Raw genomic sequence first — 16677 nt, forward strand, 5'->3', positions numbered from 1 at the left:
ACTCTTTTCTTATGAATAGTGGTGAATAATACTAGCTCTGTCTTTACTCAATTAGCTATAAAGGTACTGCGGTTTTATCACGTAATGAGCCGTAGTACGACCAAAGCAATAGACTGGCAGCACTACGATAAGGTGACCAGTGCTGAGTTAAGTCTTTTAGCTGCTTGGGTGTTGGGCGCTCTGCTAAGCCTAACAACTCCATGGCTGCAACTTTAATGGCCAAATCATCGACTGCAAGTATGTCTGCACGTTTTAGCGAAAATAATAAATACATCTCAGCTGTCCAACGTCCAATCCCTGTCACGGCTGTCAAGGTTGTTATGACTTCTTCATTTGGCAAAGTTTCTAATGCTAAAAAGTCTATATCATGATCTACTAATGAACGTACATAACGAGTTTTTTGCTTAGACAATCCTTGCGTCTTCAAACTATCGTCTGTCGCTTCACGTATCGCTTGCGGTGTGATCAATTCTGCATCAACCAACCGTTTCCAAATACTGGCAGCGGCGGCAACTGATAACTGCTGACCGACCATCGCTCTCATCAACTGCTCAAACCCACCTGCGTTATGCCTAAGGTTAGGGGTACCAACCTGCTTATGGACAGGAGCAAACCTTGGTTCAATGGTAATCAGTGCAGCAATTTGCTGTTCTAGTTCGTTGGTGTTTTCAATAGTCTGTATGCTCATAGTGATTCCGCTTTGATAATTAGAAGGAGCTCAAGTCAATATATTAATGCAGAATGAGAAGCTAACATTAAATGGAATGTACATTAAAGAGAGCGTTCATTGAAGGAAGCATTGTTACAGTCCGTGTCTGAGCCATGGATAATTGATAAAAAAAGGACTGCAAACAAGCAGTCCTTTTGATGTAGTACCATATCACTAACAGTAGACCTATTCGCCATCTGCTTTAGGTTTTTTAAGTAGTACCAATACAGCACCGTTACCACCATCTTTTGGTGGCGCAGAGCAAAAAGCTAATACTTCTGGCAATTGACGCAACCAGCCATTGATACAGGTTTTTAAAATCGCTTCACTACCTTTACCATGGACGATTTTTACCATAGTTTCGTTTTTCTGCTTGGCTTGGCTCAATAGTTGAGTCATCGCTTCGCGAGCTTCTTCTATCGTACAGCCATGGATATCTACCGCATCATACCAACGCAGCTTGCCTTTTTTGAGCTGATCAAAGATTTTATTTTGCAGTGTTGGCTGCTTATAAGACAAATAAGCTTCAGCAGCGACAGGGTTCAGTAGTGCTTGCATATCTGACAAGCCTGCGCCTAGATCACTGGCTTCACTGCCTTGAGCTGCAGCACGTTTTGATAGTGTCGCTGCATCAGGCTTACCTGCTTTAGTTGCGCTGGCAGGTGAGCGGACATTTTTGTCTTCTAGCTGATTGACACCGTGCATGGCTTGCATAAACAGAACTTTATCGTCATCGATATGTTCACTATCTAGCTGCTTAACCGTCTTTTTTACTTGTTTTTGAGTCGGTAGCGATACCGGTTCAGTTGGCTTTTGATTTTCACCTTCAGGTGAATTGGTATCACGCCCCTTGCTCAGCTGGCCTTTGAGTTCTTTGAGCTGGTCTTGCATTTCTTTTGAAAATAGAGAGTTTGACATAAAAGTTAACGTATCGTTGATTGATGAATGGTTGATTGAACTATGTCTATAGCGCAGACATTGTTCAAGCTATTAGCATATATTTAAGCATAAATTATTGAGTTACTTTACCCGTCTGCTGCGACGCCCGCAAGTAAGGATTGTAACGCTTGCCCTGGATGGTCGGTTTTCATAAATTGTTCACCGATTAGAAAGTGCTGAATCTTATTGTTTAACATGAGACGGATATCATCACTGCTATGAATGCCGCTCTCGGTCACGATAAGTGGTTTTTGCTCAGCACTATCAGTAGCAAGTGCGTCGTTTAAAATATTCTTAAGATCAAGCGTGGTTTGCAGGTCCACATCAAAGGTATTCAAATCACGGTTATTGATACCATAAATATTGTGCGCTGAACGTGGCAATTGTAGCGCACGCTCAAGCTCAGATTTGGTATGCACTTCTATCAATACGTCCATACCAAGCTCAATACTGAGCGCATGTAGCTCTTGCACTTGCGCATCATCTAGGCATGCCATAATGAGTAGGATGCAGTCAGCGCCCATTAGGTAAGATTGATAAATTTGATAGACATCAATCATGAAGTCTTTACGTAATATCGGTAGACTTGAGGTATTAGCCGCCTGAATAAGGTAGCTGTCATCGCCCTGAAAGTAATCACGATCGGTCAATACAGACAGACAACTAGCGCCCGCTTGCTCATACTGCTGCGCAAATAGAGCAGGGGTAAAGTTATGATTGATAATGCCTTTAGACGGCGATGCTTTTTTAATCTCAGCAATGATACCGATACCATTTTCTTTAGTGCCAGCAGCACGTAATGCCGCGGCAAAACCTCGACGCGGTTTATCATCAGCTGCGACCTGTGCTTGCAAGTCCTCTAAAGACAATGCTTCGCGAGCGGCTTTTACTTCTTCTACTTTAGTGGCGACAATGCGCTGTAGCACTGACGGTATGTCTGAATGGATTGTGGTCATACTGGTATCCGAATATCGTTAAATGTAAATATAGTCAGAGAGCTATTAATAACTACTAAATGGCTACGGCGTTTCCCTTCCTAGATGTACGATTTGTACAATCTGTGGTCGGCTGCCTTGTATCCGTTTTAGATTTTTTTGACTATAGACAGTATATAAGTGCTTATAAGTTAACCTTGAGCGACTAGCTGTTGGGTATAGTTGGCTAAAGACTCAAGTTTTAGTAAAGCATCGCCATTTTGAATAATTTTTTGTGCTCGGCTAACACCGTTAGGGTAGTTGCTGGCAAGTCCTGCGGTGTATATCGCGGCACCTGCATTTAGCGCAATCATATCACGTGCTTTAAGTACGGCACGGTCATGAGTGTCGGCTCCAGATAGCGCAGCACGAATCAACTCAAGACTTTGTGCTGGAGAGTCGACATCGAGGCCAATAAGAGTTTGTGACTCGATACCCGCATCTTCTGGCATCATGTCATAGACTGATATCTCGCCATCTTTTAGCTCAGCGACTGTGGTCGAAGTCGCAAGACTGATTTCATCAAGACCATCTTTCGCGCCTACTACCATGACATGACGTGCGCCTAAGTTTTTCATCACTTTGGCAATCGGCTCACATAGCTGCGCAGTAAATACACCAATGACTAAGTTTGGCGTGCCAGCAGGGTTGGTCAATGGGCCTAAAATATTAAAGATGGTACGTGCCTTTAGCTCACGGCGTACAGGGTTGGCATAACGCATGGCACTATGATGATTGGGTGCAAATAAAAATCCAATACCTTGGTTTTCGATACAGTCTTTCGCCTGCTCTGGCGTGAGCGCAAGACTGATGCCTGCTTGCTCAAGTAAGTCTGAGCTACCAGATTTGGTTGAGACGCCGCGATTGCCGTGCTTAGCAACTTGTGCACCAGCTGCCGCAACAACCAATGCCGACGCAGTCGAGACATTGAACAGATTAGCACCATCGCCGCCAGTACCAACGATATCTACCAAGTAGTCGCAGTTCTTTGGTTTAATGTTGGCGGCTAGTGCACGCATGGCGCTGGCTGATGCAGTAATCTCGTCGATGGATTCGCCTTTCATGCGTAGGCCTGTCAAGATAGCGCCCATCATAGCGTCGCTACATCTACCTTGCATGATGATGAGCATCACTTGATACATCTCATCAAAAGTTAAATCGATGTGTTGAAATATTCTGCCCAAAGCTGTGGTTAACAGTTGATGTGTTTGTTCATCAGACAATTTTGCAATACTCTCTGGCGTGTGCGTTTCTTCTATTTTTTTCGTACTCATTATGGTCTCGCTTACTATTATTTTTTATATGAATCTGTGTGAAATGTGGCATAGGCTTATGAAAGCAGTATTTTTGCCAAGGTGCTTTTAGACAAATCTAGCCAACTTGCGGTAGCTCATCGGATGTCAGGGTAGCCAATCCGTGAGTCTGTAAAAAGTTATTGAGCAATTGATAACCTGCTTCGCTCAATATCGACTCAGGATGAAACTGAATACCTTCTACCGCAAACGCCTTATGGCGAATACCCATGATTTCCTCAATACTACCATCGGCATTCTGTGTCCATGCAGTGAGCTCAAAGCAGTCTGGCAGGCTTGTCTTGTCAATGACGAGCGAATGATAACGCGTGACCTGTGACGGGTTAGGTAATCCAGCAAACACACCTTGCTCGTTGTGATAGATAGCTGATAAGCGTCCATGCATCACTTCGCCAGCTTTGACCACTTGGCCGCCAAAGGCTTGACCGATAGCTTGATGACCCAAGCAAATACCCAGTATGGGAATAATCCCTTTAAATGTCTCAATGGCTTGCAGCGAAATACCTGCACGGTCAGGATCGCACGGACCTGGGCCAATCACAATAACATCAGGTGCAAGGTTTTTAATCTGCTCAATGCTGACCTGATCATTACGCCAGACAGTGATGTCCTGCTTTAGCTCACCGAAGTACTGTACGATATTGTACGTAAAGCTATCGTAATTATCGATCATCAAAATCATTAAGGATTCAACTTATCAGTTTTATTATATTTTTAACATAAAATTGGTTCTCACTGTTATCGAGTCACTTGATTGCCAAACATAAATAGCTACGACTATAACAGAGGGGGTTATTGCGCGCGGTTATCTTACCACTATTTTGTTTTCTATCAAATGTAGGGTATAGGCTATCTAAGTAAGCACCAAGTAAAAACACATTTTTTATTATTTTGTCGATAATGAGAATAGTTTGAGCAGGGATAATGTTATTAATTCAACTACTAGCATTGCACTATTAAATAGCATTTCAATAATAAATATATTTGTATTTGCACCAATTAAGTGCCTTTGGTTCTCAACTGGTGCTCTAATTGAGTGCTGCCCTAACAATTAATTTGATGGGAATTAATTAATATCCAATGATATTAAATATATAAATCACTGTAATTATTGGTAATTATATCTGCCTACAACTATATCTGGAGTTGGAGTGTCAATACATTGGCATAGCCTTTGCATTATTGCTGTTATGATTATTTTTAAAGCCAAAAAACTGGTCTAAGAATAATTATTAACAAGAGCTCGAAGAGTTCAGCATTATGAGTTGTATATTGCTAGAATGTCGTTAGGATTGAATTGGCGTATGTTAGACCATGTGCACAAATATTGGTCTGATTGAGTAAACGCTTTAGATGAGCATCTTGACTAATACACAAAATAGTGCTGATAATAAGCATAATATCGAATGCGCTATTTTAGTATTGAGAGCACATCTGACATTCTTGGACAAGAACATCATATTAATAATTTTAAATCGCAATTACGTGATCAACACAACGGAGACTATTCATGTCGAATAAACTATTAGATCTTATCCAATCCTCTAATGCTAAATGGGTTGATTTTCGCTTTACTGATACACGCGGCAAAGAGCAGCACATCAGCTTCCCAGCGCATACCGTTGATGAAGATGTCATGGAAGATGGCAAAATGTTTGATGGCTCATCAATCGCTGGTTGGAAAGGTATCGAAGCGTCAGATATGATCTTGCGTCCTGATCCAGAAACTGCTTTTGTTGACCCGTTCTTTGACGCGGTGACTGTGGTAGTGACTTGCGATATCATCGAGCCATCAACGCTACAAGGTTATGACCGTGACCCACGTTCTATCGCACGTCGCGCTGAAGAGTATTTAAAGTCTACTGGTATCGGTGATACTGCTTACTTCGGTCCAGAGCCTGAGTTCTTTGTATTTGACGATGTTAAATGGTCAGTCGATATGTCTGGCGTTAGTCATAAAATCACGGCTGAAGAAGCAGCATGGTCGACTAACGAGACTTACGAGTGGGGCAACATGGCGCATCGCCCACGTGTGAAAGGCGGTTATTTCCCAGTACCACCGATCGATAGCTCACATGATATGCGTGCTGTTATGTGTGAACGCATCGAAGAAATCGTTGGTGAAGGTTCGGTTGAAGTTCATCACCATGAAGTTGCTTCTTGCCAGTCTGAAATCGGTGTTGCATTCAACACGATGGTACGTAAAGCGGATGAAGTTCAGCAATTGAAATATGTTGTTCATAACGTTGCGCATCAGTTTGGCAAAACAGCGACCTTTATGCCTAAGCCAATCGTTGGTGATAACGGTTCAGGTATGCACGTACATATGTCAATCTCAAAAGACGGTGTAAACACATTCTCTGGCGATGAGTATGCTGGCCTGTCTGAAACAGCGTTGTATTTCATTGGCGGTATTATCAAGCATGCTCGTGCGTTGAATGCGATTACTAACCCATCAACGAACAGCTATAAGCGCCTAGTTCCTCATTATGAAGCGCCTATCAAACTTGCTTATTCAGCATCTAACCGTTCAGCATCTATCCGTATTCCACACGTGAGCAGCCCGAAAGCGGTACGTGTAGAAGCACGTTTCCCTGATCCAACGGCTAACCCATACTTAGCGTTTGCTGCACTATTGATGGCTGGCCTTGACGGTATCCAAAACAAAATGCATCCAGGTGAAGCTGCTGACAAAAACTTGTATGACTTGCCACCAGAAGAAGAAGCACAAATCCCAACGGTTGCAGAGAGCTTAGATGTTGCATTGCAAGCACTGCGTGACGATCATGATTTCTTATTAAAAGGCGATGTATTCACTGAAGACATGCTAGAAGCGTTTATCGCTTTGAAAGAAGAAGAAGTACAACGTCTGAACGTAACTGTACACCCTGTTGAATTTGACATGTACTACAGCTGCTAATTAGTCGCTAAAGCACTCAGTTATTTTGAGTCAAAAAGACCAGCTAAGTTATTCTTAGCTGGTTTTTTTATGCGTATTAATAAAGTGTATCAGTCCAATTGCTGAATTTTCTTTGAAATCGCTACTGATTTCATGTCAAAACTCACGCATAATAGTTTTATAAAATTATATTAATAGTAGACACTATCTAGGTTGATGGATTATGACTTTATTAGCAAAACCGAGTTTCTTGAAGGATAAGATTAGAGTTGGGTTATGGACTACGGTTGCTCTAGCTAGTCTTTGTACACCTCTCACAAATGCTGCACCCATTTATAAGGTGGTCGACGAGCAAACCGGTCAAGTCACCTTTACTGACCGTCCACAGGATTATGAGCAGCAAGCTGGCAAACAAGTCAGTCAAATGGCTATTACGACAGGTAATGAGACGAGCAGGTCAACTAGTCTGAATACGACAACCAATTCTAATACAAGTCGCCAATCATCAAATGCGTCGCAGACAGCGACTGCTACTGAGTCGCCTGCGATAAATACTAAGGTGACCACGCCAGTAAACTATCAGTTAGCCATTACTGAACCTAGCGAAGAGAGAGCCTATCGTCGTCCCGTACAGAATATCGATGTCAATGTACAGATTAAGCCTGCGTTACAGGCAGGTGATAGTGCCCGTATTTATTTTGATGATAAAGAGGTTGCACAAGGTTTGAGCGCATCTATTGCTACTGTTGATGTTTTGCCAGGTGCTCATACAATCAAGGCGGTTGTACAAAGCGAAACTGGCCAAACACTTGAGCAAATCACACGTACTGTATACGTGATTCAAAATACAACCACATTGCAAGACAACAAAAGAAAGGCAGCGCAGCTGTTGGCTTATCAAAAGTTAGCTTGGTATCAAAAATTGATGCTAAAACTGCGTCAACAGGAAGTTGCTCAGTCTCAATAATGATTGAATATAAAGGCAAGCACCGTTAACGATGCTTGCCTTTTTTGATGTAAATCACTTATTTTAACTATAAGCTGTCTTATTTAGTTAACTCGATGGTACCGTTAGCAGTCACCGAAATAGTGCTATTACCAGACTCAAAACTTTGGCTTGGTACAGAAGATTCAAGCGAATCTGCTTTCATGCTCATAGCGCTATACATCGGACGTGGATAGTTGCTACCTGTATTTAGGTTAACATTGACGACGCGGTAGCCACGAGCATCCCAAGCACGGGTAAGGCTCTTAGCTTGCTGCTGAAAAGCACGAGAGGCTTCGGTCATTAATTTTTGCTCTAGAGCATCCTTTTTGGTGTCTGATACACCAAAATTAAGATTGTCCATCACCAAGGTTTCTTGTAAGTCAGCAATGAGTTGGCTAGTCGCTGAAAAGTCTGTACTTTTTAAGTCTATGTTTGCTTGACCTGTCCAGCCAATAATTTTATCGTTTTTGTCGTAGCGTGGATAGGTGCGCTGTTGCCCTGTGCTCACGGTCACGCTAGGGTAGCGCTTGGCGATTTTCATGGCATTGTTGATTGAGGTGTTAAGCATTGTGGCTAAAGTCTTAGAGTCAGTGGCCTGTGCTTTTTTGTACAAGCTGGCGCGTACTTCGTCGTTCTGAATTTCTTCTTTTATTTCTGTCTGAAACGTCAGTTGATCATAGCCAGTGGGTTCTGCATGGGCGCTACCCATCATCGCTGTCATAAGACAGACCGTACCAGAAGCTAGTGCTGCTTTATTCAATAAAGTATTTTTCATTATTATCTCCTAAGTTGATTCTAATAATATATAAATGACAATTATCAACACTCATTTATACATGAAAAGTTGTCCCTATTGTTTTTTAAACATCGACATGGGTGCAACTTCATTCACTAAAATAGCAAAATTCATATAAGTTGCTGTGAGAATTTTGTGACCTAAGTTACTGATATAATTTGTGCTCATACATTGCGGACATGAGTTAATGAACTAAATGACAGTGCTATTTAGGGTCTAAAGCAAACAGTTTTAAGATAGGGGTTGTAAAATTAAAAAATTCTTGTATAATTTGCGACTGGTGGCTCCATTGGTAGCCTCGCAACATTGTTCTATGAATCCCGCCAGGACCGGAAGGTAGCAACGGTAATAGTTATAGTGTGTGCCGAGGATGTGCTGATGGAGTCGCTTTTTTTTGCCTAAAATTTGATATAAATATCAATAAAGTACAAAAGACATATTTGTGATGTATGAAGCCCTTTATTGTAAAGGGCTTTTTTTTGGTCAAAATTTTGTCTGATGGTTATCTATTTGCTTATGTAGTTTTCAATTTAACTTCCTGTTCGATTTCCTTTGTAGTTCCGATCTAGTTCTAAGGTTTTATTGATTAATATGAGTTAAAATACAATGTATTAACTTTTTACTAACATTCTAGACACCTTGGAGTTTGATTATGAAGATGTTTATTTGGCTATTCATTGCATTTGTGGTATTGGTGGTTGTGTTTGGGGTATCCATTTTTAATAGATTGGTACGCGCACGTAACCAAGCAAAGAATGGCTTTGCTCAAATAGATGTGCAATTAAAGCGTCGTCATGATCTGATTCCAAACTTGGTCGAAACCGCCAAGCGTTATTTGAGTCATGAAGAAGAAACGCTTACTCGCGTTATTAGTGCGCGTAATCACGCCCAAGATCTACAAGACTCTAATAAGCATCAGCCAGACTCGCTAGAGCACATGGCACTATTTGCAAAAGCAGAAGGTATGTTGTCCAAAGCGTTGAGTCAATTCTCCGCTGTCGTCGAAGCCTACCCAGAGCTAAAAGCCGATAGTATGATCAAGGAACTCATGGACGAATTAACCAATACGGAAAATCGCATCGGATTTGCGCGTCAGCATTATAATGACAGCGTGATGTTTTATAATAATGATCGCGAAGTATTCCCGAATAACCTCGTTAGTACGACTTTTGGCTTTCGTCCACTCAGTCAGTTGGTATTTGAAGATAGAGAAGCGATTGCTCAGGCACCGATTGTCAATATGGGCTAAGGTTTAGATAATTTTGGCGAACTCTAGGCAGCCTAATCTGATGGATTTTTTTGGTGAACAGCGGATACGTACGCGTCGCAGTCTATTACTTTATGGACTGTTTTTCCTGATTGTACTTGCTCATATGGCTGTAGGACTGGCTGTCATGTCTATACTACTGACAGTATTTACAGACGGTATATACCACTGGGTATTGGTTCTGGTCATTGTCTTGACGTTAGGTAGTTTCGTTGGTGGTAGTTTTTTAGAGTATCGACGCCTGCGAGCAGGTGGTCGCGCTATTGCTCAGCGAGTAGGGGCGGTTAGGCTGTTTATCGATAACAGTCAAGAAGCTTGGGAGCACAGTCAAGGAGTCGCTCATCAACACGAAGCTGAAGAAAAGGTTCGCTATAGTTCACGTCATATAGCAGTACGTGACGAGCGCGATTTTCCGCCCGTCTATCGCCGCTATTATGAAATTGCACAGCAACTGGCCATTGCGGCAGGTTTGCAAACCCCTATTTTATATGTGTTACCTGACGAGCAGGGTATCAATGGTTTTGTCGCTGGTCGCCATAGCTCAGATATGGTACTTGTTGTTACCCAAGGTGCGCTAGATAAACTGTCTGATGAGGCTCTATACGGACTCATTGGTCATGAATATGGTCATATATTGCACGGCGATGCTACGTTCAATTTACAGCTGATGGTAGTATTGGCGGGCTTGCAGATACTATACGACTGGAGTGACCCAATATCTAATCACATCTCTAATTACCGTTATTTTGATAGCGATAGTACCTCCCAAAAGTCTTTATCACAAAGACAGGTTGATACGCTTGCACGCAATACAGAAGCGCAAACGGCCAATTTCACCACGCATAGTGAATGGGTCGCTTACTGGCAGCAGCAATCACAACAACAGCAGTCCTCAGCTAAGCGTCAGTCTAAATGGGTGCAAACGCCACCTATAATAGATCGTCAAGCCTCGCGTAGTGTTTGGACATTGCTACTGCATGGTTTAAGCTTCTCCAGTATGGCAAGCGCGCAGCTGATTAAGCACAGTTTTAATCGTGAGCGCGAGCTACTTGCTGATGCCACCAGTGTTCAGTTGACACGTACGCCTGCGATTATCGAAACCTTAAAAGCCATTCATCAAGACTCGCTCGGCTCGCGTTTGTCTGGCATCGCCGATATCAATGGACTCAGCCATTTTTTCTTTGCTAGTAGTGGGGCAGACTTGGGTGATGTGTCATGGTTTGCCACCCATCCAAGCTTGACTGAGCGTATGAGCGCTATTAATGCGGATGCTTATCATCAGTTCGCGGTACAAGTCGCCAAACAAAAGCGAATAAATCAGCAAAAGGTTAAAGAAATATATAGGCAACGCCGCTTAGGTGATTGGGGGGCAACAAAAGAAAATAGCCTAAGTGAAGATTTGCCAGACAAAAACTTGCAGCAGTCGTCGTTACTTGGATCTCAAACAGCTGCAACGATTAATATAAGAGACAATAAACAGACAAATGACGGAAAAGTTTTTGCTGAGTCTACAAGAGACAGTCGTAATAAAGATAGTAGTGAATCAGAAGGTGATGACGGTTTAGAGTTTACCGTAGAAGCTGATGTGGTAATTGATGGGCGGCTTCAGGTACAGGCCGAAGACATTGGTGCTCATCAGCTATTAAAACCGTGGCAGTCCAAACCTGACGCTGATCTACCAGAAAACACACTAATTGGATTTAATGATATTCAGAAGGTGTCACTACCTCAGTATATACTCAACCATAGTCATCATCCTCTAGGTGCGCTAGCATTAATCGAAGCTGTCTTGCTTTGCCATCAGTATCAACCCTTATCAACAACTACCACTTATAGTTTGAATGATATTTGGAATGATGGCTTCTCTGATGCGACTGACTCGACTTCCCATGAGCAAGTATTGCCGCATACGATAGATACTAAGCTGATGACAGTAGTAGCCAGTTTGGACAGGCGTTTAGACAGCGCTTTGATTGAGCTCGCCTTAACCCAATTGCGTCAAAAGAATTTATCTGAACTATGTATCGAAGATCTAAAGCTTAAAAGTAAAGACGATCATAGTCACGACAGTCATCAGTACTATAAAAAACAAGAGAAATGCCGTACGATGTTGTTGCGTTATCAGCAGGGCATATTTGAGTTATTTAACCAACAGCTGACATCTGACTTAACCAAAAGCTTAGCTTCTGATTCGTCAGATCAAAATATACCTAGTGATAACGCTCATGCGATTGCTCTGAATAACTCGTTAGCTTCAACACTTCAAAAATCGCCAATATTATCATTATGGCGAGCGTTGCATTTGCAGCAGTTGCTACCGATATTGTCTGAAGTTTTACAAGATACAGACGCGCAATCTCTATGGTCACAGATATTGAAGGCTGGTATGGAAGACGTAAGGGCGCAACTAGATCCTTCGGGTCAGGTGTTTACAGGTCTTAATAAAGCAGAAGTATCAGTTGTTGTCTTATTGGCTTATCGACTATCAAAAGATGCCAAAGGCCAAATGATCTCAATGTATGACCGATCGTTATTGAGTGAGGGTAATAACAGTGTGGCGCATTATATTGTAGATTTGAGACGGCATGCGCGCTTGATTGATATTGATCTTATGACAGTAAGCGATGTTAATTTGCAGTGGTTATTATTGACCGCACAGCACTTGAATAGCATTCAGTTATTGGCGATTATTTCTGCAGTTCCTACCTCTACCAATCACTCTATCAAGCGCTTGGTAGGTGCTCAGAATGCTGATAATTATCGAGAGAAGCAACAGGATGGTAGCCAAATAGATTATAATGAAGGTGAGATGAACCAGCCGACTCATAATGAGTATCGTCAATGGCTAAGTACGTTGCATACGGTGATGTTACACGATACGATAATCAGCCAAGATGAATACGATTGTTTGTTGGCAATATCAGAGCGTTGGCTCGGTATTCGACAGCTGTTTTGATGAGTATGTATTTAGTACTTAATTGATAGTGTGATGCATCCTCAGTGAGAGCTGCCAAAATAATAAACATATTTATAAATGATATAAACAAAATGAGTAGGATAGTAGAGTCGAATGAGTGATACCCAAGACCCGCTAACTGTATTACAGCGCCGTGTGCAGCAACGCCAAATTCTAGCGATGATGGGTATCAATCAGTGGGTACAGCCTGAGTCAGAAACTATCAATATGGCTGACATTGCGACAGCTTCGGTTGAGCAATCAAATATTGATTTCACTGATATTGAGTCTAATAACAATGAAGTAGTAGCGAGCGTTGTAGTGGTAGACACAGTTGATCAACCGACTGATGGTTATGATATCAATAATTACAATGCTAACGGCTATGTTGCCGATGAGTATGGTACTGATTTGCAAGCTACCAATGAACTGACGGCTAGTGAGCAAAGCCCTGTTACTTATAGTTTTGATTCCGCTGATTCAAATACGGTCAGTTCAGATGCTGTTAGTTCAAGTACTGAATCTAATTATCATAATATCCCAAGTACTCCATCGAACCAAACTGCTGTAACCTCGACGACCGCCCCTATTGAGCAACCTCAATTTGCGCAAAGTAATTTTCCGCAGAGCGATTTTCCGCAAAGTAATAATGATGACAGCATAAATGATGATAGTTTAAAAAAAGTAGCACCATTTGACCTGCAAGGTGGTCGCTATGGTGACTGGGTAATATTGGTTGATATCAAAGCGCTAAATAGTGACAGTCAAAAACTATGGCAAAACATTACTCAGGCGCTATCAATCACTTGCGAGACCACCTCATTTCCGATTTGTGATGGTATGGATACTGCTGAGCTTGCCAATGCCAGTCTTGCAGGATATATCTTTCGAATTGGCCGAAGCGAAGAGATAAAAGTTGCTGCACTGACTGTGCTACCTGACGACCTCCAACATCCCAATCTGACCACCGTGCCGACATTAGAAGAAATGCTCGCAGACAGTGATGCTAAACGTCAGCTGTGGGAACAGATATCTCATTGAGTTGTATGAAAACTAACATCGATACCAATGCCTTTATCAACAAACTGAAATAAAAAACATCCTTTTATTTCATCATAACTAGGACTGTGATTATGCCTACAACCCCAACGTCTACAGCAACTGCCACACCGCATCGCCTGCCAAATTTTTGTGCTGGCCCTGCTACCATGCCAACAGCCGTATTAGAACGCGCGCAGAGCGAACTGCTTGATTGGCAAGGTCGCGGCCTGTCGGTCATGGAAGTCAGCCATCGTAGTAAAGAGTATATGGCCATTACTGACAAAGCAGAAGCTAAGCTACGCACGCTTATGGAAATACCAGATAATTATAAAGTGCTGTTTTTGCAAGGTGGCGCTAGCTTACAGTTTTCTGCGATTCCATTGAATCTGTTAAATGGCGGACGCGGTGACTATTTGACGACAGGCGCGTGGTCAGGTAAAGCAATCAAAGAAGCCAAGCGCTATGAAGCATTGGGTTTGGGCGAGATTAACTTAGTTGCAACTGGCAAAGAGAATAACTTTACTGACGTACCAGCGCAAAGCGATTGGAATATCAGTAAAGACGCCGCTTATTTTCACTACTGTGCCAATGAAACAATTCATGGCCTACAGATATTTGAGCCACCACAAGTAGATGCGCCAATTATTGCTGATATGTCATCTTGTATCTTGTCACAGCCGATAGATGTGTCTAAGTTTGGTATGATCTACGCGGGCGCACAGAAAAACATCGGTCCTGCAGGTCTAGTCATTGTCATTATCCGTGATGACTTGATGGGGCAAGCAAGTGAATGGTGTCCTATGCTGCTGAACTATGAGCATCAAGCTGACAAAGAGTCTATGTCTAACACGCCAGCGACGTACTCTTGGTACTTAGCTGGGTTAGTGTTTGATTGGTTGGAAGAGCAGGGCGGTGTGGCTGCTATTGGTAAAATCAATCAGCAAAAAGCCGATTTACTTTATAAGACAATCGATGAGAGCAGTTTTTATAATAATCCAGTAGATTCTAAGTATCGTTCTATCATGAACGTGCCGTTTACTTTAGCAGACAGCAGCCTTGATAAAGTGTTCCTAGAAGAGTCAGAGAAAGCTGGCTTGTTAAATCTAAAGGGTCATCGTGACGTAGGCGGTATGCGAGCCAGTATCTACAATGCCGTACCACTTGAGTGGGTACAGCAGTTGGTTGACTTTATGATTGCCTTTGAAAAAAAGCATGCATAAGTCATAATAGCCTTTAAAATAAAAGACGCTGCTTTTACAAGTTGCGTCTTTTTTTATGAGTATATTTGTCGATGCGCAGTTTTAGGAAGAAGCGTTTAATATCTGCCGCCATTATATCTAATATCAATGATGTCGTACTGATAGATGTCGCACTGATGCCGCGTAACACGGCAAACCATTAGGATGAACTACCCACTACCTTAGAGGTAGGGGTTTCTTAGGTAACGCTCATACTTGACACGATATTCTGTATCAGCGGTTAAGCGAATTGACTAAGCTAACCCTGTCGCACCGACAGTTTTTGAGTGTTTAGCCAGTAGCAATCCTTGATTTAAGATGTTAATACTGGCGTTGAGGTCTCGGTCATTTTCTTGCAGGCAACTTGGACAATTCCAAGATCTTAACGACAGCGGTAATTCAGCTTTCGTTAGCAAGTGACTGCATCCTGAGCACGTTTTAGAGGATGGATACCACCGGTCTATTTTAACAAGCGTTTTACCTTACCATTCCGCTTTATATGCCAGCATGGTGGTAAAGACCGACCAAGCGCTGTCCGATATGGCTTTGGCAAGTTTCCTGTTCTTAACCATACCCTTTACATTCAAATCCTCAATAGCAATAACATCGTGGTTTTTGATGATATTGAATGAGAGCTTATGTAGAAAGTCTTTGCGGCTATTGGTTATTTTCTCGTAGACTTTAGCAACTTTAAGTTTTTGCTTCTTGTAGTTACCGCTCTCTGATAGTTTACGTTGATCCGCTTTGGCCACAGCTCTACGTTTGGCTAAAATCTTTTGTTCTCGCGCCAGTTTATCTTGCAACTTTGCCAGAAACTTAGGATTGGCAACTCTGCATCCATTTGATAAGACGATGAAGTGGGTCAGTCCTAAATCAATGCCGATATTAGAGTGAGTCTTTGGTAGTGGCTCAACGACCGTTTCAACCAATAGGCTGACGTAATACTTGCCTGACGGGGTTTTGCTTATGGTGGCACTTTTTATTAAGCCGTTTATTTTACTGGGGAATTTGGCGTTGATGTGGCCTATTTTAGGCAGTTTAACGGTGTTTCTTGTGACGGCTACCGTTCCCTTTTGATTGTTGGTGGTGTAGCTGTCTTTAATGCCTTTTTTCTTGAATTTAGGAAAACCTGAGCCTTGTTTGAAAAACTTGCTATAGGCAGCTCTTAGCTGTTGCTGTACGTTAGCCAATGCCAGGCTATCCACTTCTTTGAGCCATTCAAACTCTTTTTTGTACTGAGCTGGGGTGTTGTTTAGGGTGGTTTCAGTAGCTTTGTAATGATCAATCTTATCACCAAGCATTTTATTCCAAATAAAGCGCGTACAACCGAATGATTTAGCAAAGAATACTTGCTGATCGGTATTAGGATATATCCTAACTTTATGGGCGTTTAGAATTTGAGTGGGCATACAGACGGTGCTTATATTTCGTGCTATATTTATTATTAATAATACCACATGTAGAAATAGTTACTACCAACAATGCATTCATCCCACTACTTTAGAAGTAGGGAGCTTCTGCGCTGAAGTGTTAAAAAACCTAAGTTTGTTATGATAA

General features: G+C 42.1%; 13 protein-coding genes, 1 other RNA gene and 1 pseudogene. 7 read left to right on the top strand and 8 right to left on the bottom strand.

Features of this window, described 5'->3' with window-relative positions; genetic code table 11:
- Window positions 1–55: 55 nt before the first annotated feature.
- From ACTXGF_RS19910 to ACTXGF_RS19930, 5 genes are all read right to left on the bottom strand, one after another.
- The gene (locus tag ACTXGF_RS19910) at window positions 56–688 is read right to left on the bottom strand and encodes a DNA-3-methyladenine glycosylase family protein (RefSeq protein WP_443534281.1); all 633 of its coding nucleotides are present in this window, start codon (window positions 686–688) and stop codon (window positions 56–58) included.
- Between the two features lie 207 nt (window positions 689–895).
- A complete protein-coding gene (locus tag ACTXGF_RS19915; RefSeq protein ID WP_179798976.1) occupies window positions 896–1627 on the bottom strand; it encodes a Smr/MutS family protein in 732 nt (243 codons plus the stop codon).
- Window positions 1628–1734: 107 nt separating this feature from the next.
- Window positions 1735–2604: an indole-3-glycerol phosphate synthase TrpC gene (gene trpC, locus ACTXGF_RS19920; protein WP_443534283.1), complete on the bottom strand. Its 870-nt coding sequence runs from the start codon at window positions 2602–2604 to the stop codon at window positions 1735–1737.
- 170 nt (window positions 2605–2774) lie between these two features.
- The gene (trpD, locus tag ACTXGF_RS19925; protein WP_443534285.1) at window positions 2775–3896 is read right to left on the bottom strand and encodes an anthranilate phosphoribosyltransferase; all 1122 of its coding nucleotides are present in this window, start codon (window positions 3894–3896) and stop codon (window positions 2775–2777) included.
- Between the two features lie 97 nt (window positions 3897–3993).
- A complete protein-coding gene (locus tag ACTXGF_RS19930; RefSeq protein ID WP_443534286.1) occupies window positions 3994–4617 on the bottom strand; it encodes an anthranilate synthase component II in 624 nt (207 codons plus the stop codon).
- Between the two features lie 828 nt (window positions 4618–5445).
- Between ACTXGF_RS19930 and glnA the strand changes: the two genes are divergently transcribed.
- Window positions 5446–6855 carry a type I glutamate--ammonia ligase gene (glnA, locus tag ACTXGF_RS19935; protein WP_057760355.1) on the top strand — a complete coding sequence of 470 codons (1410 nt, stop codon included), beginning with the start codon at window positions 5446–5448 and terminating at the stop codon, window positions 6853–6855.
- A 202-nt stretch (window positions 6856–7057) separates the two neighbouring features.
- Entirely contained in the window at window positions 7058–7801 is a 744-nt protein-coding gene (locus tag ACTXGF_RS19940; RefSeq protein ID WP_404692939.1) for a DUF4124 domain-containing protein, read from the top strand.
- Window positions 7802–7880: 79 nt separating this feature from the next.
- On the opposite strand, the gene ACTXGF_RS19945 is transcribed toward ACTXGF_RS19940, so the two are convergent.
- Complete coding sequence (locus ACTXGF_RS19945) at window positions 7881–8597, bottom strand: SIMPL domain-containing protein (RefSeq protein ID WP_371547160.1); 717 nt, start codon at window positions 8595–8597, stop codon at window positions 7881–7883.
- 308 nt (window positions 8598–8905) lie between these two features.
- Between ACTXGF_RS19945 and ffs the strand changes: the two genes are divergently transcribed.
- The 5 genes from ffs to serC all read left to right on the top strand — a co-directional run bounded on the left by ffs (window position 8906) and on the right by serC (window position 15102).
- Window positions 8906–9002: signal recognition particle sRNA small type (gene ffs, locus ACTXGF_RS19950), an RNA gene on the top strand.
- A 268-nt stretch (window positions 9003–9270) separates the two neighbouring features.
- Entirely contained in the window at window positions 9271–9867 is a 597-nt protein-coding gene (locus ACTXGF_RS19955) for a LemA family protein (protein WP_443534288.1), read from the top strand.
- 13 nt (window positions 9868–9880) lie between these two features.
- Entirely contained in the window at window positions 9881–12841 is a 2961-nt protein-coding gene (locus tag ACTXGF_RS19960) for a M48 family metalloprotease (protein ID WP_443534290.1), read from the top strand.
- Window positions 12842–12955: 114 nt separating this feature from the next.
- Entirely contained in the window at window positions 12956–13882 is a 927-nt protein-coding gene (locus ACTXGF_RS19965; RefSeq protein ID WP_443534291.1) for a DNA polymerase III subunit psi, read from the top strand.
- Window positions 13883–13974: 92 nt separating this feature from the next.
- On the top strand, window positions 13975–15102 hold the full coding sequence (serC, locus tag ACTXGF_RS19970; protein WP_443534292.1) for a 3-phosphoserine/phosphohydroxythreonine transaminase: 1128 nt from the start codon (window positions 13975–13977) through the stop codon (window positions 15100–15102).
- 272 nt (window positions 15103–15374) lie between these two features.
- On the opposite strand, the pseudogene ACTXGF_RS19975 reads toward serC, so the two are convergent.
- Both ACTXGF_RS19975 and ACTXGF_RS19980 read right to left on the bottom strand, forming a co-directional pair.
- Window positions 15375–15590 (bottom strand): annotated as a pseudogene (locus ACTXGF_RS19975) (transposase); the annotation flags it as partial.
- A gap of 12 nt (window positions 15591–15602) precedes the next feature.
- On the bottom strand, window positions 15603–16529 hold the full coding sequence (locus ACTXGF_RS19980) for an RNA-guided endonuclease TnpB family protein (RefSeq protein WP_443534294.1): 927 nt from the start codon (window positions 16527–16529) through the stop codon (window positions 15603–15605).
- Between the last annotated feature and the right edge of the window lie 148 nt (window positions 16530–16677).

The organism is Psychrobacter sp. 1Y6 (assembly GCF_052258385.2).
Taxonomy (GTDB): Bacteria; Pseudomonadota; Gammaproteobacteria; order Pseudomonadales; family Moraxellaceae; genus Psychrobacter.

Excerpts from the sequence above, each read along its gene's own strand:
- ACTXGF_RS19945 (WP_371547160.1), bottom strand. The coding sequence starts at position 8,597 with ATGAAAAATACTTTATTGAATAAAGCAGCACTAGCTTCTGGTACGGTC.
- ACTXGF_RS19980 (WP_443534294.1), bottom strand. The coding sequence starts at position 16,529 with ATGCCCACTCAAATTCTAAACGCCCATAAAGTTAGGATATATCCTAAT.
- ACTXGF_RS19930 (WP_443534286.1), bottom strand. The coding sequence starts at position 4,617 with ATGATTTTGATGATCGATAATTACGATAGCTTTACGTACAATATCGTA.
- trpD (WP_443534285.1), bottom strand. The coding sequence starts at position 3,896 with ATGAGTACGAAAAAAATAGAAGAAACGCACACGCCAGAGAGTATTGCA.
- trpC (WP_443534283.1), bottom strand. The coding sequence starts at position 2,604 with ATGACCACAATCCATTCAGACATACCGTCAGTGCTACAGCGCATTGTC.
- ACTXGF_RS19915 (WP_179798976.1), bottom strand. The coding sequence starts at position 1,627 with ATGTCAAACTCTCTATTTTCAAAAGAAATGCAAGACCAGCTCAAAGAA.
- ACTXGF_RS19955 (WP_443534288.1), top strand. The coding sequence starts at position 9,271 with ATGAAGATGTTTATTTGGCTATTCATTGCATTTGTGGTATTGGTGGTT.
- glnA (WP_057760355.1), top strand. The coding sequence starts at position 5,446 with ATGTCGAATAAACTATTAGATCTTATCCAATCCTCTAATGCTAAATGG.
- ACTXGF_RS19910 (WP_443534281.1), bottom strand. The coding sequence starts at position 688 with ATGAGCATACAGACTATTGAAAACACCAACGAACTAGAACAGCAAATT.
- serC (WP_443534292.1), top strand. The coding sequence starts at position 13,975 with ATGCCTACAACCCCAACGTCTACAGCAACTGCCACACCGCATCGCCTG.
- ACTXGF_RS19940 (WP_404692939.1), top strand. The coding sequence starts at position 7,058 with ATGACTTTATTAGCAAAACCGAGTTTCTTGAAGGATAAGATTAGAGTT.
- ACTXGF_RS19965 (WP_443534291.1), top strand. The coding sequence starts at position 12,956 with ATGAGTGATACCCAAGACCCGCTAACTGTATTACAGCGCCGTGTGCAG.